Origin of the sequence: Bacillus cereus group sp. N21 (assembly GCF_016483395.1) — a bacterium.
Classification (GTDB): Bacteria; Bacillota; Bacilli; order Bacillales; family Bacillaceae_G; genus Bacillus_A; species Bacillus_A pseudomycoides.
Genome location: NZ_JAEHBX010000004.1, coordinates 21,269 through 42,798 on the forward strand (window position 1 = coordinate 21,269; position 21,530 = coordinate 42,798).

Consider the following 21,530-nt stretch of genomic DNA (forward strand, 5'->3'; position numbering starts at 1 on the left):
TGCTTAAAAACAAAGAGTGGGAGTATTACTGCCCGTAAAATGCTAGTTGGTGAGGACTGATAATCAGTGGGAATGAAGAGTTTGCCACTGATTATCAGTCCTCACCTATGAAATCTTACAAACCTGTCATCTTTATGTAAGGTTATTAGATAGTTCATTTATTATTTTAATGTGATAATAAAGGTATAAGAAATACCAGTAAATTTTTAGATATTATAGGAGAGTGTCAGTAATGATTATAACAACAACTTCAACGATTCAAGGAAAAGAAATTATTGAGTATATCGATATTGTAAACGGTGAAGCGATTATGGGGGCAAATATTGTACGTGATCTATTTGCTTCTGTTCGTGACGTTGTCGGTGGCCGCTCTGGTGCATATGAAAGTAAATTAAAAGAAGCTCGTGATATTGCAATGGAAGAGATGAAAACTCTTGCGAAGCAAAAAGGTGCAAATGCAATTGTTGGTATTGATGTAGACTACGAGGTCGTTCGTGATGGAATGTTAATGGTTGCTGTTAGTGGTACAGCTGTACGTGTATAAAATAAAAAGTATAATTGCTAAAGCGCCTTGTTAAGAGTGAGGTGCTTTTTCTTTTTTGTAAAATTAGAAAGGTGAAACACCTGAAAGGAAATAATATCTTATTTTCTTTAAGTTACTTTAGTGTTTTTTTGCACCATTAATATTTCCAATTATGGTATATTTTTTAGCGGAAGAAGATGTTCAATTAATAATAAATATATTTTTATTAAAAAGGAGAATATTTTGTTAAAAAAAAGTAGGGTAACTACAAGTATATCGATTTTAATACCAGTTCTATTGATCTTACTCATAGTTAACTTTATAAATGAAATTATTTTAACTGTATTTCAGGGGATTTCTCTTGTTTTACCTTTATTTCTTTGTCCTATTGGATTTATTTTAGCTATTTTTTCTTATAAAGTAGATAAAAATAATGGAGCAAAGATTGGGATCGTATTAAATGTGTTAGTATTCTTAATTCCTTTTATTTTGCTGATACGGGGAACGATGTGATTTCTATTTTGGTTATATTTAAATAGAGTTACCTTCTCTAAAGGGGAAAAACGTAGAAAGATCTTTGATAATTTTTGAGAGATTCTGGTGCAAGAAATATATGGGTATATTCTCTTTTATTATATCTTTGCACCAGCCCACCTTTTTAGACACTATTTAGAAGTGTATTTCATTCCTTCTAGTCTATCTAGTACCCTTCTTTTCTTATAAAACATTTTCCCTACTTCTGCAATTTCTTCAATTGTTTTTCGGTTTAAATAAGCACCAAAAATCATACCAGCAATGGGAATCATCTGAAATAGCTTCTTCCAACCGTAATTGTCACGATATACAGTAAACACTTCGCGCCATGATTTAATTTGGGACATACTGTCGTCGTGATTGACACGAGCATCAAAATGTTTTAATTCATGAAGAATGGTTTGTTTTCCTACAATATCAGACGAGGAAAATTGTAAGCATTTTACGATAAATAATCTCTCTTGAATATCTTCAGGATTATAACCGTAGCAAATTGCAATTTCTTGCAAAACGTTTAGTGACATGCTTAAAACAGCTGGAATATCAATTGCTAGGGTAAAAATGCCACCAAAACCGGTTGTGGCCCCTTGTGCAGTTGCGACAGATTTTCTATTCTCGATAATTTTATCAACGATTGTATCTATCTCACTTAAAGGGAATTTTTGAACATCTGTTAAAGAAGCTGCGTTTTCAAATTTCTTTATTGTTGTTTGTGGATGAATTAAATATTTACTTCCAGAATTGAGATATTGAATGAGCTCATCTAGTAAAATATTAATTTTTTTATGGATAAACTTAGGAGTTAACTTATCAAGAATAGCAAATGGAATTTTCCCCCACTTTTCAAAGAACCAAAGATCTTCCTGTTCTTTCTCCCATTTTTCAATGATTACGATTTCCTGTAATAAAAGTTCTTTTGACTCCATTTTTCGCCCTACTTTCTTATAACCGTGTCTTTCTATTTTACTGGGTATTTTTTGAATAATAAATAAAATTTAGCGTTTGTATTTATATTGGATGCTGTAAATAAGAAAAAGAGATAAGAGAACCGGCTTGAAGGAAGTATAGAATTAGATAACGTAATACAGCATTTCAGTTGGGATTTCTTGTGTAGGAAGTAGATATACGAGTACAATAAATATGTTAGTTTTACTTAACTTTTAACATTTGAATAAGCTTAATTGATTTTTGTGAGGTATACTTTTTTACTGATAAAGGGCTTAATCCATTTGTAGATATCAGTATTTTCTGTAAAAAAGAGACTTTAGTTCGAAAGTGGTGGATGAAATGAATATACTGTTTGAAGCAATTAAGAGTAAAAATCTTGAAAAAGTGATAGGAGCTATGCCAAAGGTGGATATAAATGAACAAGATCAGTTTGGAAGAACCTCCTTGCATTACGTAATTGTAAAAAAGGCTCCTATTGAAATATTCAAAGAGTTACTAGCCTTCGGGGCGAAAACAGGCATAACAGATCGTTTACATGAGTCAGTACTTACTAAAGCAATTAAGTTTAATAATAAACAAGCTGTGAAGTGTTTAATCGAAAATGGAGTGGAATTGAATCATCCAGCCGGGATAAAGAAAACTCCTTGGTTTTTAGCAAGACATAATCCTGAAATAGCAGATTTATTATTGGAAACAAAAGGAGCTATTCGGCTGAAATTAACAGAAAGCGAACAAGCAATCATCGATGGTTGTTTGTATGGAGAACCTGCTGAAGTAAATGCTTATTTGACTCAATTAAATACTCCGGAATTGTTACATGCTTTTGTATTACATTTTAATTGGGATGATGATTTACAGCCGATGAAAATGGTATTGCAACATGCTAATTGTCAGGAAATAACTGCTATTGAAATGTTTGATTTAGTAGATGGGGATTATTGGCTGAATCAGGGAGATAGTAGTGATGAAGAAAGGGAGTATGTAGATTTTGTACAACATCTTTTAAGGAGGTTTCCTAATATATTATAAGCTATTTTTTCATATTGTGATCTTTGTATTAAGGAGATTATACAGAGTAATGGGCAATGAAAGTTAGGGGAATGATTTTGAAGGTTAAAAAATTAAAATTACAGCCAAGGATTACATTGACGATTGGTACACTCATTTTCTTTGTTATTGTTTTAACGAACTTTCTTTTTTACTATATTGTATCTGAAACGGTGGAAGAGCAAATTGGTAAAAGGGCATTACACGTCGCAAAAACAGTTGCTGCCATACCTGAAATTCAAGAAGCATTTCAGAAAGAAAACCCATCTGCTATTATTCAACCAATTGTTGAGAAAATAAGAGTAGAAACAGATGCCGATTTTATCGTGGTAGGAAATAAAGATGGGATTCGTTATGCGCATCCGTTTAAAATCTTCAAGATTTTACTAATGATTGGATCAAATAATCCACTATCAATCATAATTCCGAAATATAAAATGGCAAACATAAGCATAATACCAGTCGGTGCTAATTTCTTAATCCCGTCTAGCATCATTGGTCCTACATTTGCATAAAATCCCCCAATTAATGCAAATATAATAGGAATTAATATTAATGCAACTAATGCTGACATACGTTTGGTCATAATTAAAAACATAAAGACAAAGACCATCGCAAACCCGAGTACCGCTAACATGTAATCTCCCCCTCTGAAAATGATTGCGCTTTCAACAAATGCTGAAAATTCAGAAAAACCTTTCTATTTATCATAAAGGATGGAGTATGTATGGTAAATAATTAGAAAAATAACGTTATTAAACGCATAATCGTTATTTTGTTCATTTTGTTCATGAATTTTATTTTGAATTTTTAAAAATATAATGTGTTTATTGTAGGAGTGATAGAATAGATGAGAAAATAGAGAAGCGTGAAGTAGGGAGTAGATTTTGAATGAAAGCAATGATTGAAGAGATTTATAGTTCATATAAAGGAAGAGTAGAAGAGATTTTCGTTGATGAATCATCTTACGTATATGAATGGGAAAAATTAATGACGATTCGAAAAAATGACGGAACACTGGAGAAAGTAGCAGTGGGAATTAGTGGTCATATACGATCTGTAAATATAGAGGTTGGTCAGGAAATTGATATGGATACATTGTTACTTAAGTTAGAAGATGATTTATTGATTACGGGCTGCGAATGATAGAAGATGTGTAGAAATTGCTACACATCTTTTTTTTATTAGTGAAAATTCCATTTATTACAAAAAATGCATTGTTTTTTCACAAATCTCACACAAATCTCACACAAATCTTTGGTATTCTCCTAGATGAGTAAGTGAATAGAATTTGATAGAGAAGGGAATTACATATGAAAATGATTCGATTTTCTTTTCTCTTATTTTTTGTATTACTTTGTATCCCATTTCGTATTCATGCTGAAACAACAATTCAATCACAAATTGATGATACTCCTGCGTACGGAACTGTAAAGATAAAAAATGGTATGTATAATGAAACGATTGAAATATCAAAACCTATTACGTTGGAAGGAGAGAAAAATACGAAGATTCGTTTTTGTGGTAATAAACCTGTTATTAAGGTGAATGGGGAAAATGTTACTGTTAAACGACTAAAAATAGAGCAGTGTAAGAAAAGAGAGGGAACAGCCGCTGTATATGTTGCAGGAGCCGGGCATAATTTCACTGATTTAGAAATTCGTACACAGCAAATTGGGATGAAGTTGGAAGGTACTCAAAATACGAAAATCCAGAATAGCAGTATTCTAGGAGAAGCTACCGGTAATGGAATTGATTTATGGAAGTCCCATTGGAATCAAATTGAAAATGTTCGAATGAAAAATGTAAGGGATGGGATTTATTTAGAGCAAAGTGATAATAATCAAATATTAAGAAATTCCATTAGGCAATCTCGTTATGGTATTCACCTTATGTATTCTGATGGTACGAATGTGAGCAATAATATATCACAATATAATATAACTGGTGCGATGATTATGGGTACGAAAAGAACGACTGTAAAGGGAAATCAATTTATCAATAATAGAAGAAATGTTCATGCGCAAGGATTACTTTTGTACGATGCGATAGAAACAGAAGTTATGCAGAATCAAGTTACTAACAATAGAGTGGGAATGTATGTTGAAAAGGCGAAAGATAATCGGATTATAAAAAACATCGTTACAAATAACTTTATTGGAGTGCAATTAAAAAATGCAAATGAAAATGAAATAGCTGAGAATACCTTTTTAAGTAATATCAATGGCTCACAAGCTACGAAAAGCACGAATAATGTAATTCATCGTAATTATTGGGATGGTGCTTTAAAAGTAGATTTAAATCATACAGGTATTAGTGCATTACCTTATAAGGCTGATTCTTTTTTTTTAGTTTTAACGCAGGATATTCCTGAATACCAGTTGTTTTTTCATTCGCCTGGGATGCTTGTTTTACAAAATTTAATCAAAATTCCAGATGAATCGATGTTAATTGATTATAAACCAAGTATGAGTATGCAGTTTTCGAAGATAGAAAGAGGTACAGAAAGTCAATTTGAAGCTTGGATTATTAGTGTAAGTATGTTGCTTATGGGAAGTATATTGTTCTTTTTAGGGAGGAAGTATTGATGAAAATAAAACATGTTGTATTTGTTATGTGTATGTGCCTAGTATTTGCAGTGGTAGGGTGTGGAAAGAAGGGCGTAGAGCCAGTCGCGGTCGATGAAAAAAATGATAAGTGTGATGTTTGTAATATGGCAGTAATGGATAATCAATTCGCAACGGAAGTTATTTTAGAAAATGGTAAAGCGCTAAAATTTGATGACATTGGTTGTATGTATAAATGGATGGACGAACATAAAAATGAAAAAACACAAGAAAAATTTGTTCGAGATTATCATACAAAGGATTGGATTTCATTAGATAAAGCTACTTATGTGTATGATAAAACAATTAAAACGCCAATGGCATACAATGTAATTTCTTTTAAAGAGAAAAAAGATGCTGAAAACTTTGTATCTAAACATGCTGGAAAAGTCCTTTCATATAAAGAGTTAACGGATCATAAATGGGAAATGAATAAAGAAATGATGGGGAAAATGAAGAAGGAACATGGGAAAGAGAATAACTCAGGGCACTCCCATTAAAATAAAATGGAAAGAGGCTTTATAGCCTACAAATAGCTGGATAAAAGACAACCTTAGGCGGTTGTCTTTTTCTATAAAAAGGGTGATGATATGTGGAATATATGCTATTCAGAGTGGCGTAGAACAGTAAGAGAAAAGTCTTCGTATACATTTTTATTACTTTGGATTGTAATACTTTCTTTATTATTTTTGATGGAACGGAATGTACCATCCTTAGCGGGATATACGAACACAATGGGAACGATTTTAAACTTAATTTTATACATTATCCCTTTATTTATGTTAATCGCAGGATCATTTTCAATTGCAAATGAGATGGAAAATGGACAATGGCGGCTTCTGTGTACATATCCTTTAACTACATCCTCATATGTAATAGGAAAGATTGCTGGTCAATTTATAGCGCAAATTATTCTTTTTACACTTAGCTTTGGAAGTAGTGTAATGATTGGATTATTAAGTGGAAGTATGTTTAAAAGTAGCTGGATACTAGCAATTTACTTATTTTCTATTATTCTTATATTCTTTTTTATAGTTTTAGGTATAACAATTGGTGCATTTTCTTTGACAAGGTGGCAAGCGTTAGCAATTTCAATTGCAGTTTGGTTTTTACTCATTATGATGTGGCCTACGGCAGTAATTAGTATTCTTAATCTTGTTCCATATACGATGATAGCGTCGCTTATAAAAGTTTTTGTGTTTTGTAATCCGGCTGAACTGCTAAGAATCATATTTGTTATTCAATTAGGGGGAGGGGCAGTATTTGGACAATCCTATGATCAGCTTGTGATGTTTTTTCAGAGTGGGGCAGTAGTTATAGTTCTTTTTATGTATAGTGCGATCTATACAGTAATCTTCTTATTATTAGCTGTTTGGCGACTAGAAAGGAGAAGAAACCAATGACGGTATTGCAAATTGATGGAATTTGTAAGCAGTATAAAAAGAAAACGGCATTATTTCCTACTTCGCTACACGGTAGAGATGGGGAATGTATTGTACTATGCGGTGGAAACGGAGCGGGGAAAAGTACGATCCTTAATATATTAGCAGGAATCTCTTCACCTACATCTGGAACAGTAAGGTTACAGGACATAGAATTGCGTAAAAATAGAAGGCGATATGTAGCTGAAATTGGTTATATGCCAGATGATTTTCATGCACAACAATCTATGACTGTACAAGAGTTTCTATCATTCTATGCAGCTTTTCGAAAGGTAGGAAAAGAGAGAGTTCAGGAAGTAATTGCATTACTTGGATTAGAAGAGAAGCAAAGCGAGTGTTTACACAGACTATCAAAAGGAATGAGACAAAGGCTTTTATTTGGACAAGCGTGGCTCGCCAAGCCTAAATTACTACTATTAGATGAACCAACAAATGGTTTAGATCCATATTGGGTAAATGAATTTGTTACATTATTAAAAGATATAAAGAGAAGTGGTACAATCATTATTTTTTCTACACATATGATGGATGTAGCAGCAGATATTGGAGATGTGATTCTCTTTATGGAAGATGGAAAGGTCACACAAGAAATAAGAGATGATGGAAATACGGAAAACTTGATATTACAATTATTGCAGCTTCATCGTAAGTAACAGAATAGATTTTTTTCATATAATCCAAACAGCTGTTGAATCATTTTCAACAGCTGTTTGGATTATATACCTGTTCTTACTTTTGATAATATAGGCATAGAATATAGTAGGAAAGAAGAGCGATTGCAACGATTATCATTCCTGAAAAAGAATGAGAGGCGAATAGAAATGGGGAAAGAACTGTCTGTGACAATTGAAAGTACTTTTACACTTCAAGGAACATTAACAATTCCTACATATTATTCAGAAACATATCCAGTTATTATGTTGATTGGTGGTACTGGGAAGGGAAATCGTGATGGAAATACAAATCGTTTACAGTTAAACTTATATAAAGAATTAGCTGATTATTTTACCTCTTTAGGATTTGCAGTGCTTCGTTATGATAAACGTGGTACTCATAAAAGTAAGGGAAATTACTATAAAGCAGGGATAACAGATTTTATTGATGATGCTGCTTTATGGATTAGATTTTTAAAGGATCATCCGCAAATAGATCCGAAACGTGTTATTATTGCGGGGCATAGTGAGGGAGCTTTGCTTGCACCAGCTGTCTACGTAAGAGAATCAGTTGCGGGATTAATATTACTTGCTGGTGCAGCAGAGCCATCTAAATCGCTCTTAGAAAGACAAATAGACAAAGCAGTTAACGAGTTAGAAACAGCATCAGGGTCCATTGGCTGGTTATCTAAAATGTTGAAGATTCCGCAGCGTATGAGAAAGCAAAATGGAGTACTTATGAACAAGGTACAACATTCAACAAAAGCTGTTATATGGATAAAAGGTACGAAAGTGAATGCAAAATGGCTAAGAGAACAGTTACAATATAATGTAGTTACATATTTAGAGCAAGTATCATGTCCTGTTTTAGCAATTACGGGAGACAGTGATATACAAGTGCCACCTGAGCATGCTAAACTGATTGCTTCATATGTTAATGGTGAAGCAGAGTGGCATATCATTCCGAACATGAACCATATTTTAAGAAATTATGAACATAAGCATACAATGATTCGATTAATGAAGGAATATAAGGGGCTTATGGATAAATCTATTGAAGAAGAGTTGTTACATGTGATGAAGGGATGGTTAAAAAAACATTATCTTTCATAGGAGCTGTAGTTGTGAGGAAACAAAATTTTTTATTATTTATGTTGTTAGGGCTTTTCATTATGATAGTAGCTTGTGAGAAGCAAGAAGAGGTTGAATCTAAACCGGTTCAAGTGAAAAATGAAAAAAAACAAGAGAAGACGCATAAAGAGGAAGAAGAGAACAAAGAGAAAAAGAATATGAATTTAATGGATAAGCAATTATTACTTTCTGCAACATTAGGCGATACAGAAACAGTTATGAAATTAATAAAAGATGGAGCTAACATAAATGTATCAGGGGATAAAGGAGAAACACCTGTAATGGCAGCGACGTATCATAATCATGTTGAGACAGTGAAAGCATTGATCGATGCAGGTGCAGACATTGAATTGCCAGATGAAAATAAAGAAAATCCATTCCTTTATGCGAGCAAAGAGGGCTATGTTAATATTGTGAAACTAACAATTGATGCAGGAACAAATATTAGAGAAACAAATCGTCATGGTGGAACAGCACTCATTCCAGCGGCTGAAAGAGGACATGTGGAAGTTGTAAAAGAGCTAGTAGGTCGCACAGATATCGATGTGAATTATAGAAATGACCATGGTTGGACGGCATTACTAGAAGCAATTGTTCTTGGTAATGGTAGTGAAAATCATAAACAAATTGTTCAGTTACTCATTGATCATGGGGCAGATGTAAATATGGCAGATCGAGACGGCGTTACTCCACTAGAGCATGCGGAAAATCGAGGTTTTAAAGAAATCGCAAATATGCTAAGAGTAGCAGGAGCAAATGAAACTATCAAACAATCTACAGAATAATGTAGGGTGTAGAAAAAGAGATAAGAGGGAATCTTATCTCTTTTTTATTTAAAAGCGATGTTTTTTTGCCATTGGTTCTATACATGTATTTAATATCCAACTTAAGATTCTCCAGACTTTTTGTTGTTTATGTGGCAAATGGTCATTATATATATAGCTGTATTCAATCTGCTGTTTTGCACCACGATTTCGTTTGAACTCTCCAGCTCCAGCGCTACAATGACAAATTAAATTTTTTTCGATAGAATCCATTGTAATAAGGAGGGAAAGAATGCGATATAAGCCTTGTTGCTGATCAGAGTTTGTATCATATCCAAGTATAGGAGTTGTCATAACTCCATCTCTAATAAAGTAAGCAATGACACCATCAATTATCCCCTCTTTTTTTATAACTTTTATCTCAAATAAATGATGCTGAAGTGCGTTCCATAAATAAGCTGGTGTAAACATTGGATTATGATCGGAATATTTCTCGATATATAGTTGATTGTATAACTCGGAAATCTGTAAAATATCCTCTTTTGTTAACTCCTCATTCGTAATTATTTCATAATTACTTTTCTTTAATAAACTTTTATCATTTAATAAGTCTTTTCGTGCTTTTCGGTTCATTTTTTTATAGTCTTTTGGATTAAATAAATATACAGAACGAGACATAATTTTATTGTAACCTACAGTAGACAATGCTTGTGTAATTGTAGGGTATAATTCGCTATTTAAAGAACGGAATAAAATTGTATGCTCTGGAAATTTCTCAACAAGTAAATTCGTAATCTGTTCGATTTGTTGTTTATTGATAGAATGGTAAAGATTTGTTGATAACATCCAATTATTTACTATAATTACTTTATTAATATTCGTTCGTCGTAGCCAGCTTCCGATAAGATGAATCGGATAGGTTAGTAACTTCTCTAACCACGGTTTTTTTAATTCCCATAACTCTTCTAGTGCATAGGATATGTAATGTGTATAAGGAGAACATACATATGAATTTTCAAACTCCTCATGATTAACAGTAACTGGTAATATAAGATCATCAATTTCTAATAGAAAAAGTTGAGTATTAACATTTTCAATAAATGCTGTAATGCCATTTTGTAAGAGTGGTAGGAAGCTGTCTCTTACATATGCTCCATCTCGTTTTGTGGTCCAGTCGATGCTGTGTAGAGAATGAATATCATGTAGCTTAATCATATATTCTCACCATGCTTTATAAGGTTTTCTATTCTTTTTAGTTTTTTATCATATAACTGAATATCATAATGTGAAAAGAAAAAGTGTGGTGCAACACATTTTTTAGTGGCCCATAGTGTATGTAGCTCCTGTATTACGATAGATTTACATGATTTGAAATGTTCAGGTGGTACTTTAAGTTTAATCTCAATTTTGTCTGTGCTGTGCTGAATCACTTTAAATTCTTGAATTTCATTAGATGCAAACATAATTGCTCTTCGAATGAAATCAGGAAAAATATATATCTTACTCTTATCCAATTCACTTATCCCAATAAATATATCATCACATCGACCATCAATTCGTTCTAAGGCTAAGAAGGGAGAGCCGCAGGCGCATGTTGTTTTTTTCTCAATTAATATGTCATTGAGACGGTAGCGGATTATAGGCTGTGTTTTCCTCATGAAATCAGTAATAATAGGAACGAATATCCCTCTTTCCTGATCTAGGTATTCTTTTTCAATATGAACGAGGTCTTCATTGATATGTAATGTACCATGTTTACATGTTGTAGCAAGAAAGCCTTCTGTACATTGGTAAATTTGGTGTACTGTTTGTTGAAAAATTGTACTGATAAACTCTCTATCAATATCTTCAAGTACTTCTGCTACAGAGATAATTTTTTTGGGACAAATCATAATAAGTCCTTCTTGTTGCCAATGAGCGATTTTTCGCAACATAGAAGGAGGTGCAATTAAAATAGATGGATTTATTTCATTTAGTCGAGCGATATGTTGCTGAAACGAATCTAGTAAATCAAAAAAATGAAATGAGATTCGCTTATTTTTTGTCGCTTCATATAAATTGCTGTTCGCTCGTAGGAAAAAAGCGATAGTGTGTTTATGTAGAATGCTAGAAGGAAGTACTTTACCGATAATAGAACCAGCCCACATCGTTCGTTCTTCCTCAGAAACGAGAAAAACTCCGCGATTTCCACTAGTGCCTGATGATAGCCCAACAGTTATATTACGAATAGTCGGAGAAAAATTCCGGGTCTTTTCAGCCTCAAATGCCACATGAAAGGCTTCTTTCTTTGAAATAGAAACTGTATTTAATGTATCAAAATTTTCCATCATTACCTCTTTATTAATGATAGGGAGTGCAGCCAAGTTCCCTTTTTCGATTTCTTTTGAAAAAGGTGTATATAACTGGCGATAGAAAGGAGACATCTCTACAGTGAACAAAAGTTGTTTTTTTATTTGTTGTTTATGAAATTGTTCCAATTGTTCGCGATTTGAAAATCGTAAGCGATATTTTGTTTTCAAATATTGCTGGAGAATTCGTAATTTATTCATAGTACACCCCTGCTTTAATTTGATTCCATGTGCGTTCGCAATGAGTTGGAAGAATTTCAATTTCAGGTGATATTTGCGATAAATGATGTAATTTTTCAATGTTGAGACGATAAGATTTTGCATCCCCAGTTAAAAGATTGGCGATCTTACTTGGAAATACAAGGTTTTCATACGTTTTACTTAGCCACACTGCATCTGCACAAAGAAAAACAATTTTATTACTATGTAAATGGACGAATACACCAAATTGTCCAATTGCATGTCCCGTTAAATCAACAGCGAGCAATGAAGCATCACCAAACACGTCATAAGCCTCTTCAAATTTTCCATATGTAGGAGGTAAGCTTGATGGTGGGATTTGATCAATGAATGTCAGCCGTTGTTCTAAATCAATTGGTAATGTGTCTTTTAAGCAACCTTTTAATAGAGCACCAAATTTACTTCTCTTTTTTATATCTTCATAAGCTTTCGCGAAGGTTAGTATTTTTGCTTTCGGAAAGTCAGGTAGCCCTGCTGTATGGTCACCGTGAAAGTGAGAAAGAATAATATATTTAATTTCTTCTGGCTGGATGCCATCAAGAAGTAGTTGCTGTTTAATAGATTGCTCCTCTGTAAAATGAACAGGGGTAAGTTTAGCGTATACAGAGTAAGGAAATTTTCTTGTTGCTTCTTTAAAGTGCCGAGCATATCCGGTATCAAACAAGATATAACCTAAGCTTGGATGTTGAAGTAACCCCACTGTAGCTGGAAAGCTAATTTGCCTCCAACTCCCCTTGGAATATGCAACTTTTTCAGGGTGTGTACAATATCCTGTATCGTATAGCTTTAAAGATTTGATTTTCATTGTGTTTTCCACCATTCTACAAATTTTGTGATTCCTTCTTCTATGCTGATATTCGGAGCATAGCCTAGTTCTTTTTGAGCTTTATCAATGCTTAAAGTCTGACTTTTTGAAAGTACACTAACTGTATATTTTGTGAGAATAGGTTCTTTTCCAAGTAAAATGGTTTTTGAAATACCTTCTAGTATAGCGGCAATTGTAAAAGCGGCTTTGTAGGAAATCTTTTTATATTGAACCTCTTTACCAAGGCGTTTCATCACATTCTCAATTACTTCATATAAATTTACACGTTCACCATTTGTTATATTATATTTTTGACCTAATGTATGTTTAGGTGAATGCATACAAAGAAGTAAGGCATCTACAACATTATCGATATAGGTAATGTCTACGAGTACATCTTCTGTACCGATTCTTGGTAGAGCACCTTTTTCACATACTTTAATAAGGCGCGGGAGAATGGCGTTATCTCCTGGACCAAATAAAGCACGTGGGCGTATCGTGATAACAGGTAAACCATGATTGAATGCTTGATCAATAGATTGCTCAGCTAAGTACTTTGTTTTCGCATAATGGTTTACAAATGTATCAGGAAGTTTCGCATTTTCTACTACATCTTGTCGTTCATCATAATAGAAATAAATACTCGGTGTTGATACATGGATGAGGCGCTTTATACCAGATTTTTGACTTCCTTCGATAATATGCTTTGTTCCTAATACATTCGCATTGTAAAAATCTTTATATTTGCCCCAAGGAGAAGAAAGGGCACCGCTATGAAAGATATAGTCTTTATCTTTACAAACTTGTAGAACACTATGCCTGTCTTCAAGAGGGCAATAGACAAACTCAATTCCATTTCGCTCTAATAATTTTCCGATTGTCTTATTTCTCCCGGTTGCTGTTACTTCATAACCCATACTCACTAATCGAAAAGCAAGTTTTTGTCCCAGAAAACCAGTTCCTCCAGTTACTAGCGTTTTCATAAATTTTCACCGCCCCATGATATGTCATATGTTGTTTGCTCCAAAATAGTCCGTCCATGTTTATAGCTTTCATGCCATAATTTATACATGCTATAAAACTGATAAAAAAATGTTTTTTTATCAGAGCGACTATAAATAATATCTGGATAGGAACATAGGACTTTCCACCATCGTTTACGTGTTTGTTTGCTTTTTAAGTAAGGACTTCCGTATAAAAGCATTGCTAATCGAATTGCACATTGGGAGTTGTGCTTAGGAATGCGCATATTGTTCACCTTTTTAGCAAAAAAAGCGGATACTACTTCTTCGTCGAATAAATGTAATCCACTTGTGGTACGTGGATTACATTCAATCGGAATAGCGTCTCCATCTTCTGTAATGATAAAATCAAAGGCGATTTGCCCAGAGAAATTTAGCTCCTTTACGATATGTTCAACAAATTGGTCAATTTTTGGATGGTTAATATGCTCGAAAGCAATAGTAGCACCTAAACCCGCCGTGAATTCCGTTTTGTAAACAGAGTGAGCTAATACCTTCCCAGATTGTACAATACTGTAGGAGCAATGCTGCGTTCCTTTTATAAACTCTTGAATGATATAATTTTGCTTGTCCATCGTGATGCCTTTTTCAATATCTTCTTTTGTAATAAACGCTACTTTGTCAGAAAAACGAGAGAAAATAGGTTTTAACACAAAAGGAGTGGCGGGTGATGTTTGCTGAATCATTTCCTGTATGATTTGTTCGTTATTTGTTCTATATGTTGCAGGAACTTGCCAACCTAATTTCGTTACTAACTGAATAAATTCCCACTTATTATGAAGTAATGCAAGTTTCTGAAATTCGTCTACAAATATATGACAAAATCGGCTTAATTTCTCTTTATGTCTGGATATATAAAATATTTCTTCACAAGTAGGAATAAGTAAATCTACATCATGACTTTGAATAATTAATTGTAGTGCAGAGATACATTCATCTGTTTTCCATTTTGGAGAAGGAATTTCATAAAAATAATCAGTGCTCGTTGAAACTTTGCTTAATGGATAAGGAATACTATCTGCAATAATGACGGTATGTCCGTTTTTCTTAAGCAGCCTGCATAAATGCAATGCTGCTGGTGCGCGTGCGCCAGTAATTAATACTGTTTTCTTAGTACTCAAGGAGAATGCCTCCGATAGAAAGCCCAGCAGAAGTACCTAGTAATAATATTTTATCTCCGCGTTGCACTTTCTTTTGTTTAATTGCTTCGAAAAGAGCGAACGGAATGGATGCAGAAATCATATTCCCATAGTCTTCAAAAATAGTCATAAAGCGATCCTCATCGACGCCTAGCTTTTTACGAATTAGTTTCATAGCTGGTCCACTTGCTTGGTGTGGAACAATTAAATTGATATCATTTAACGAATAACCTGTATGCATAAGTAGTTTTTCGATAAAATCTAACATATATTTAGAGGACAATTTGAAAATAGCTCTGCCATTCATATCGAATAAGAAATCCTCTTTTCGTTCTTCGCTATATTCTCTAGGATGAATCATCGTTCCCCCGCCGCGAATTTCCGATAGATGTGCGCCAGAGCTATACGTTTCCATATGAGAAGCTATAATGGAAGAAGTGTGATCACTTTTGGTTACAACAACGGCCGCTGCGCCATCGCCGAATAAAATGCTGCTTTCATTTTGTCCCCAATTTAATCCTACAGAAGAAATTTCAGAAGAAATGATAACCACATTTTTGTATCTCCCGCATTCAATTGCGTAAGAAATTGTATCAAGTGCTGTTACGAAACTTAAGCATGTTGAGTTAATATCAAAACATGGAATACCAGAATGCTGTAGCCCAAGTTGTTCTTGAATAAGTGATGCAGTAGAAGGAATTGCCTGCTGGATTGTTCCGCTTCCGCAGATGATACAATCGATATCTTTCCATGTTAAATTCGCATCTGCTACAGCTTTTTTTGCAGCTTCAGCTCCCATATAAGAAGAAGTTTCCTCATCGACAAAGTATCTCGTTTTCACTCCAGCTTTTTTTAAAGTCCAGCCTTCAGAGACTCCTAACATACGATCTATTTCAAAAGAATCTACTTTTCGTTTTGGAACATATACACCAATACCTTTTATTTTAATATACCTTTTCATCCCATATCGCCTCTTAATCTTTTCATAAATTTATAAAATTCTATCATATTATATACTATTATAGAAAAAATATGGAAAAAAGTATTTTTAGGAAATTTAGTATTTTTATAAATTATTTCTATTTAATTTGTGTCGCTGTAAGAAAAGAAATAACTAACTTTATAGTGAGAAATAAATAATTAATGTGGTGAAAATTGTAAAAAAAAACAAAAAAATATTAACATGTGATTAACATCTTGTTAACAAATCATCAAAACTAACTTAATAAATAAGTAATATAGTAAAGGTAACAACGTAACTAGGGTAGAGAACATTTGAGAACACCCGCTTACATATAACAATCTATTTATATTTCTTACATTTACTCTAGTTTATAGGGGTTAAGCGAGAAGAAGGTTGTTCTATGTAGATTGGTGTTTTAAATTTGCCTACATGCATATTAGAAATACGTAAAAAGCTGAGGGAAATCAATATTTCAGACCCCCTTCCTTTATAAAGTAACTAGTAGGGAAGGTGGTTTTTCCTATTATTGCAGGAAGCTTCATTCAAACGTAAGAAGAGGCGGAGATTGCAGGTAAAGCAGATTTCAATAAGCCGTTGTGAAGTATGGTTACAAGAACAAAAAAGGAGTGCAAACTGATGATTGAATTGAGAGGTGTGTCAAAAGTTTATAAGAATTCAAAGGAAATAGCAGTTGAAAATGTGTCGGTGCAGATTCAAAAAGGTGAATTTTTTGTTCTAGTTGGTCCTTCTGGGTGTGGGAAAAGTACATTATTGCGAATGATTGCAGGTTTAGAAGAAATTACTTCTGGGGCGTTACTTATTAACGAAAATGTTGCAAATGATTTAGAACCGAAAAATCGAAATCTATCAATGGTATTTCAAAATTATGCTTTATATCCACATTTGACGGTAGAAGAAAATATTTTATTTGGATTAAAAATACGGAAAATTCCAAAAGAGGAACGACAAAAACGATTGATAGAAGCAGTAGAAATGGTAGGGCTTACGGAATATACAAAGTCGAAACCAGGTCAATTATCAGGTGGACAAAGACAACGTGTTGCACTGGCGCGAGCAATTGTAAGTCAAGCGCCAATTTGTTTAATGGATGAACCTCTTTCTAACTTGGATGCAAAGTTGCGTGCACAAATGCGCATTGAAATTAGAGAGATCCAGCAGCGACTAGGTATTACGATGATTTATGTGACCCATGATCAAATTGAGGCAATGACAATGGGTGATCGCATTATGGTGTTAAACAAAGGGAGTATACAACAGGTAGGCACACCGCTCGATATATATAACTATCCTGCAAATGAATTTGTTGCAGGCTTTATCGGTTCACCATCCATGAATATTGGTAATGGAATCGTAGATAAAGGTATGGGGGGATTACATGTTGATGGATTACAAATCCCGTTGTCTTCGGGGCATTTACAACAGTTTTCAGAACAAAAGGTGCGCTTAGGAATTCGTCCAGAACACATCGTATTAGCTGAAGATGGCCAAGAAGTTACACTGCAATCTGTAGAAGTATTAGGAAATGAAACAATTTTAAATTTTATAGTAAATGAAAAAACATGGAGTGCAAAAGTAATCGGACAACTTATTTTGAAAAAAGGTGATAAAGTTAAATTGCAATTTCCAGTACAGAAACTATGTTTCTTTCATAACGATACAAATGAAAGGATTCGATTCGTTGCCGAAGAAGAGTTGAAGGCGGTGGCGAAATAATGATTGAGGTAGAAAATTTACCTGTTCAAACAGAAGTTTCAAGAAAAAGGGCATTATGGGACCGTACGAAAGATTTGCGCACAGGCTTGTTATTTTTAGCACCTTCCATCATATTATTTACAATTTTTTTGTTTTATCCATTATTTCGTACTATCTATTATAGTTTTTATTTAACAGATGTTCATGGTGAGGCAAATCTTTTCGTAGGACTGGAAAACTATCAATATTTATTGTCTGATCCAACTTTTTATAAAAGCATAAAATCTACTTTACTCTTTGTATTATATACAGTTCCAACTAGTATTTTGTTTGCACTGTTTCTTGCTTTAATTGCAAACGAAAAAATAAAAGGAATAGGCTTGTTTCGAGTTTTATTCTCTTCAACAATGGGAATTTCAGTAGCAGCTAGCGCAGTAATCTGGTTATTTTTATTCCATCCGAGTGTCGGTTTATTCAATAATATACTTGGTTCGATGAATCTTCCTGCAATTGCATGGCTAACAAGTCCAGATTGGGCATTATTTTCTGTATCAGTTACAACAGTTTGGGGAAATACGGGGTTTGCATTTTTAGTTATATTAGGTGGTTTGCAAAATATTGATACGACTCTATACGAGAGTGCATCTATTGATGGTGCTAGCTATTTACATAAACTTCGGCGCGTTACATTACCGATGCTATCTCCTACATTATTTTTTATTATAACAGTTACTGTAATTAGTGCATTTCAAAGCTTTGGACAGATTGATATTTTAACGCACGGTGGACCGAACGATGCAACAAACTTAATTGTGTACTCTATTTATAAAGAAGCTTTTGCGAATCATCAATTTGGTACAGCGAGTGCACAGGCAATGGTATTATTTATTTTCATTTTTCTTGCCACATTACTTCAATTTAAGTTTGCAGAGAGAAAGGTGCATTATAAATGATTACGAATAAGTGGAAACAACATATTCTTTTATACATACTGCTTACCATAAGCGCAGTGATGGTCTTTTTTCCAGTTCTATACGCATTTTTGCTAGGGTTCATGACGCCAGAAGACATTCAAATGAGAAGGGTGTTCCCGACACAATTTACATTCGATAATTTTGTGCATATTTTTCAGAAAGTACCGCTGTTTTCTTATTTATACAATAGTTTTATAGTTTCAACAGCAGTGATGATTGGGCAGCTTGTTGTATCAAGTTTAGCTGCTTATGCATTTGTATTTTTAAATTTTAAAGGACGAAATTTTATTTTCTTTCTGTTTATTTCAACGATGCTTATCCCATGGGAAGCAACGATGGTACCGAACTTTTTAACGGTACAACAATTTGGATGGATTAACACATTTACTGGAATGACGGTTCCGTTCTTTGCAACTGCTTTTGGAATCTTTTTATTACGTCAGCATTTTATGACGCTTCCAAATGAGTTAAAAGAAGCTGCCTTTATCGAGGGGATTGGCCATGTGAAGTTTTTATTCCGTGTTGTCATTCCTTATTGTAAAACAAGTTTTATAACACTAGGTGTATATAGCTTTTTAACAACATGGAATATGTATTTATGGCCTCTTCTAGTTACGAATGATGAGAAAATTAGAACCGTACAAATTGGGGTGAAACAACTTCAATCTCAGGAAGTTGCAACAGATTGGAGCAGTGTGATGGCAGGAGTTACAGTTATTGTGATTCCGACTTTAATTTTATTATTTTTAGGTCAGAAGCAGTTGCAACAAGGTTTAACAAAAGGGGCAATTAAATAAACATACATATGAAAAGGTGGGATTGAGATGAGATTTTGGAAAAAAGGTGCTGTTATTATAATGGCAGCAACGATGGCTTTATCAGCTGCAGCTTGTTCAAGTAGTAAAACAGAGGGGAAATCTGAAGCAAAGGAAAAAGTAGCTCCCGCAGAAAAGAATGGAGATAAAACAGTTATTCGCTTTTGGCATGCAATGGGTGGAAAAACGCAAGGTGTGTTAGATGGAATTGTTGCAGATTATAATAAGTCACAAAATAAATATGAGGTGAAAGCTGAATTTCAAGGTTCCTATGAAGAATCTTTAACGAAGTTTAAAAATATAACAGCTTCAAAAGAATCACCAGCTCTCGTTCAATCTAGCGAAATTACAACGAAATATATGATTGATAGTAAAAAGATTACACCGATTGATAGCTGGATTAAAAAGGATAAATATGATACATCGAAATTAGAAAAAGCGATTACGAATTACTATTCAGTTGATGGGAAAATGTATTCCATGCCATTTAATTCATCTACACCAGTATTAATTTATAATAAAGATGCCTTTACAAAAGCGGGGCTCGATCCGGAAAAAGCACCGAAAACATACGCTGAATTAAAAGAAGCAGCAAAAAAATTAACTGTTAAAGAAGGCGAAAGCGTAAAACAGTACGGTTTTTCAATGTTAAATTACGGATGGTTCTTTGAAGAGCTTTTGGCAACACAAGGTGGGTTATATGTTGATAAAGAAAATGGGCGTAAAGGTGCAGCGGAAAAAGCTGTATTTAACGGAAAAGAAGGACAAAAAGTATTTGGCTTATTAGATGAACTGAATAAAGCTGGTACATTAGGAAAGTATGGGGCGAGTTGGGATGATGTTCGTGCCGCATTCCAATCTGGACAAGTTGCGATGTATTTAGATTCTTCAGCAGGTGTTCGTAATGTGATTGATTCGTCTAAATTTAATGTAGGAGTAGCATATATCCCATATCCAGAAGATGTGAAACAAAACGGAGTTGTTATTGGCGGTGCATCACTATGGATGACGAATATGGTCGCAGAAGAAACACAAAAAGGTGCTTGGGACTTTATGAAATACTTAACAAAAGCAGATGTACAAGCAAAATGGCATACGGAAACAGGTTATTTCTCTATTAACCCAGATACATATAATGAGCCTTTAGTAAAACAACAATATGAAAAATATCCACAGTTAAAAGTAACGGTAGAACAGTTACAAGCAACAAAACCATCTGTTGCAACACAAGGTGCACTTATTAGTGTATTTCCTGAATCCCGCTATGCAGTTGTAAAAGCGCTAGAAGCAATGTATGATGGGAAAAATAGTAAAGAAGCATTAGATGAAGCAGCAAAAGCAACAGATCGGGCAATTAGTATTTCGAACCGTACAAATCAAAAATAAAAGAAAGCCGTATCTGTAAAAAAGATACGGCTTTCTTATCTTTCCTTTGCTTGTTGTCTCATTTCTTACTTTAAGTATAGCGGGTAGCAAGTCTTGTAACTATCGAATTAGGTGACATGAGGATTACAGTGTTGTAAGGGTACAAATTCTCCTTTTTGAAACTTCTTTTGTTAAGGGAAAGTTAAGGAATAGCTTTCATAATAAAGTACATATATAAACGGATGGTAAATGAGCGAGAAAATGATTCATGTTATGACAGGTCTACATAGACAATGATATATAATTATTATAAGTACGTAGGATTTAGAGGAAGCAAGGCAAGGTGAAGTGTTCGGATATAAGCCTGGAAATCGTTTGGAAGTAAGGATAAGTATGTTGTGCTGCTCTCTTTTGTTATTATGAAAAATGGTAACAGTAATTATTTATCCCGCTATTCGCGGGCTACTAATAATCAGTGATGGATGAAGAAAATCACC

Annotated in this window: 21 protein-coding genes and 2 pseudogenes; 15 read left to right on the top strand and 8 right to left on the bottom strand. The window is 33.9% G+C overall.

Translation table 11 applies throughout. The annotated features are described in order from the left end of the window. The first annotated feature begins 232 nt into the window (after positions 1–232). Together JDS96_RS03215 and JDS96_RS03220 are read left to right on the top strand one after the other, a co-directional pair. A complete protein-coding gene (locus JDS96_RS03215) occupies positions 233–544 on the top strand; it encodes a heavy metal-binding domain-containing protein (protein ID WP_000587631.1) in 312 nt (103 codons plus the stop codon). A 222-nt stretch (positions 545–766) separates the two neighbouring features. After that, a complete protein-coding gene (locus tag JDS96_RS03220) occupies positions 767–1,036 on the top strand; it encodes a hypothetical protein (RefSeq protein WP_033795860.1) in 270 nt (89 codons plus the stop codon). A 152-nt stretch (positions 1,037–1,188) separates the two neighbouring features. Here the strand turns inward: JDS96_RS03220 and JDS96_RS03225 are convergent, their stop codons facing one another. Next, positions 1,189–1,983: an EcsC family protein gene (locus JDS96_RS03225; RefSeq protein ID WP_003195022.1), complete on the bottom strand. Its 795-nt coding sequence runs from the start codon at positions 1,981–1,983 to the stop codon at positions 1,189–1,191. Positions 1,984–2,344: 361 nt separating this feature from the next. Here JDS96_RS03225 and JDS96_RS03230 point away from each other — a divergent pair, with 361 nt between their 5' ends. Then, entirely contained in the window at positions 2,345–3,034 is a 690-nt protein-coding gene (locus tag JDS96_RS03230; protein ID WP_018765616.1) for a DUF4274 domain-containing protein, read from the top strand. A gap of 71 nt (positions 3,035–3,105) precedes the next feature. Further along, a pseudogene (locus JDS96_RS03235) lies at positions 3,106–3,459 on the top strand (histidine kinase); the annotation flags it as partial. Here JDS96_RS03235 and JDS96_RS03240 read toward each other — a convergent pair. Continuing rightward, positions 3,414–3,689: pseudogene (locus tag JDS96_RS03240) on the bottom strand (citrate transporter); the annotation flags it as partial. The pseudogenes JDS96_RS03235 and JDS96_RS03240 overlap by 46 nt on opposite strands. Before the next feature lie 254 nt (positions 3,690–3,943). On the opposite strand from JDS96_RS03240, the gene JDS96_RS03245 reads away from it, so the two are divergent. The 7 genes from JDS96_RS03245 (at position 3,944) to JDS96_RS03275 (ending at position 9,669) form a co-directional block, all read left to right on the top strand. Further along, complete coding sequence (locus JDS96_RS03245) at positions 3,944–4,198, top strand: hypothetical protein (protein ID WP_016113028.1); 255 nt, start codon at positions 3,944–3,946, stop codon at positions 4,196–4,198. 167 nt (positions 4,199–4,365) lie between these two features. Further along, on the top strand, positions 4,366–5,640 hold the full coding sequence (locus JDS96_RS03250) for a right-handed parallel beta-helix repeat-containing protein (RefSeq protein ID WP_199666005.1): 1,275 nt from the start codon (positions 4,366–4,368) through the stop codon (positions 5,638–5,640). Next, positions 5,640–6,158 carry a nitrous oxide reductase accessory protein NosL gene (locus JDS96_RS03255; RefSeq protein WP_199666006.1) on the top strand — a complete coding sequence of 173 codons (519 nt, stop codon included), beginning with the start codon at positions 5,640–5,642 and terminating at the stop codon, positions 6,156–6,158. Before JDS96_RS03250 ends, JDS96_RS03255 begins: the two co-directional genes overlap by 1 nt. A gap of 90 nt (positions 6,159–6,248) precedes the next feature. Further along, positions 6,249–7,061 carry an ABC transporter permease gene (locus JDS96_RS03260; protein WP_006093459.1) on the top strand — a complete coding sequence of 271 codons (813 nt, stop codon included), beginning with the start codon at positions 6,249–6,251 and terminating at the stop codon, positions 7,059–7,061. Beyond that, positions 7,058–7,753: an ABC transporter ATP-binding protein gene (locus JDS96_RS03265; RefSeq protein WP_199666007.1), complete on the top strand. Its 696-nt coding sequence runs from the start codon at positions 7,058–7,060 to the stop codon at positions 7,751–7,753. The genes JDS96_RS03260 and JDS96_RS03265 overlap by 4 nt, the downstream gene beginning before the upstream one ends. Positions 7,754–7,921: 168 nt before the next feature. Further along, on the top strand, positions 7,922–8,866 hold the full coding sequence (locus JDS96_RS03270) for an alpha/beta hydrolase family protein (protein WP_199666008.1): 945 nt from the start codon (positions 7,922–7,924) through the stop codon (positions 8,864–8,866). Next, positions 8,839–9,669, top strand: coding sequence for an ankyrin repeat domain-containing protein (locus tag JDS96_RS03275; protein WP_199666009.1), 831 nt, complete (start codon positions 8,839–8,841; stop codon positions 9,667–9,669). The genes JDS96_RS03270 and JDS96_RS03275 overlap by 28 nt, the downstream gene beginning before the upstream one ends. A gap of 48 nt (positions 9,670–9,717) precedes the next feature. Here the strand turns inward: JDS96_RS03275 and JDS96_RS03280 are convergent, their stop codons facing one another. The 6 genes from JDS96_RS03280 to JDS96_RS03305 are packed head-to-tail and all read right to left on the bottom strand — an operon-like array spanning position 9,718 to position 16,163. Then, on the bottom strand, positions 9,718–10,863 hold the full coding sequence (locus JDS96_RS03280; protein WP_199666010.1) for a hypothetical protein: 1,146 nt from the start codon (positions 10,861–10,863) through the stop codon (positions 9,718–9,720). Further along, positions 10,860–12,197 (bottom strand): F390 synthetase-related protein, encoded by a 1,338-nt coding sequence (locus JDS96_RS03285; RefSeq protein ID WP_199666011.1) that lies wholly within the window; start codon positions 12,195–12,197, stop codon positions 10,860–10,862. Before JDS96_RS03285 ends, JDS96_RS03280 begins: the two co-directional genes overlap by 4 nt. Then, positions 12,190–13,041 (bottom strand): MBL fold metallo-hydrolase, encoded by an 852-nt coding sequence (locus JDS96_RS03290; protein ID WP_199666012.1) that lies wholly within the window; start codon positions 13,039–13,041, stop codon positions 12,190–12,192. The genes JDS96_RS03285 and JDS96_RS03290 overlap by 8 nt, the downstream gene beginning before the upstream one ends. Further along, positions 13,038–14,024, bottom strand: coding sequence for an NAD-dependent epimerase/dehydratase family protein (locus JDS96_RS03295; protein ID WP_199666013.1), 987 nt, complete (start codon positions 14,022–14,024; stop codon positions 13,038–13,040). The genes JDS96_RS03290 and JDS96_RS03295 overlap by 4 nt, the downstream gene beginning before the upstream one ends. Beyond that, complete coding sequence (locus tag JDS96_RS03300) at positions 14,021–15,184, bottom strand: ATP-grasp domain-containing protein (protein ID WP_199666014.1); 1,164 nt, start codon at positions 15,182–15,184, stop codon at positions 14,021–14,023. Before JDS96_RS03300 ends, JDS96_RS03295 begins: the two co-directional genes overlap by 4 nt. After that, complete coding sequence (locus JDS96_RS03305; protein WP_003194997.1) at positions 15,174–16,163, bottom strand: beta-ketoacyl-ACP synthase III; 990 nt, start codon at positions 16,161–16,163, stop codon at positions 15,174–15,176. The genes JDS96_RS03300 and JDS96_RS03305 overlap by 11 nt, the downstream gene beginning before the upstream one ends. 639 nt (positions 16,164–16,802) lie before the next feature. Between JDS96_RS03305 and JDS96_RS03310 the strand changes: the two genes are divergently transcribed. Genes JDS96_RS03310 through JDS96_RS03325 form a run of 4 tightly spaced genes read left to right on the top strand, consistent with a single transcriptional unit; the run spans position 16,803 to position 21,054 of the window. Continuing rightward, on the top strand, positions 16,803–17,900 hold the full coding sequence (locus JDS96_RS03310) for an ABC transporter ATP-binding protein (RefSeq protein WP_116734300.1): 1,098 nt from the start codon (positions 16,803–16,805) through the stop codon (positions 17,898–17,900). After that, a complete protein-coding gene (locus JDS96_RS03315; RefSeq protein WP_199666015.1) occupies positions 17,900–18,832 on the top strand; it encodes a carbohydrate ABC transporter permease in 933 nt (310 codons plus the stop codon). Before JDS96_RS03310 ends, JDS96_RS03315 begins: the two co-directional genes overlap by 1 nt. Continuing rightward, positions 18,829–19,650 (top strand): carbohydrate ABC transporter permease, encoded by an 822-nt coding sequence (locus tag JDS96_RS03320; RefSeq protein WP_199666016.1) that lies wholly within the window; start codon positions 18,829–18,831, stop codon positions 19,648–19,650. Before JDS96_RS03315 ends, JDS96_RS03320 begins: the two co-directional genes overlap by 4 nt. A 27-nt stretch (positions 19,651–19,677) precedes the next feature. Next, positions 19,678–21,054 carry an ABC transporter substrate-binding protein gene (locus JDS96_RS03325; RefSeq protein ID WP_199666017.1) on the top strand — a complete coding sequence of 459 codons (1,377 nt, stop codon included), beginning with the start codon at positions 19,678–19,680 and terminating at the stop codon, positions 21,052–21,054. The last annotated feature ends 476 nt before the right edge of the window (positions 21,055–21,530 follow it).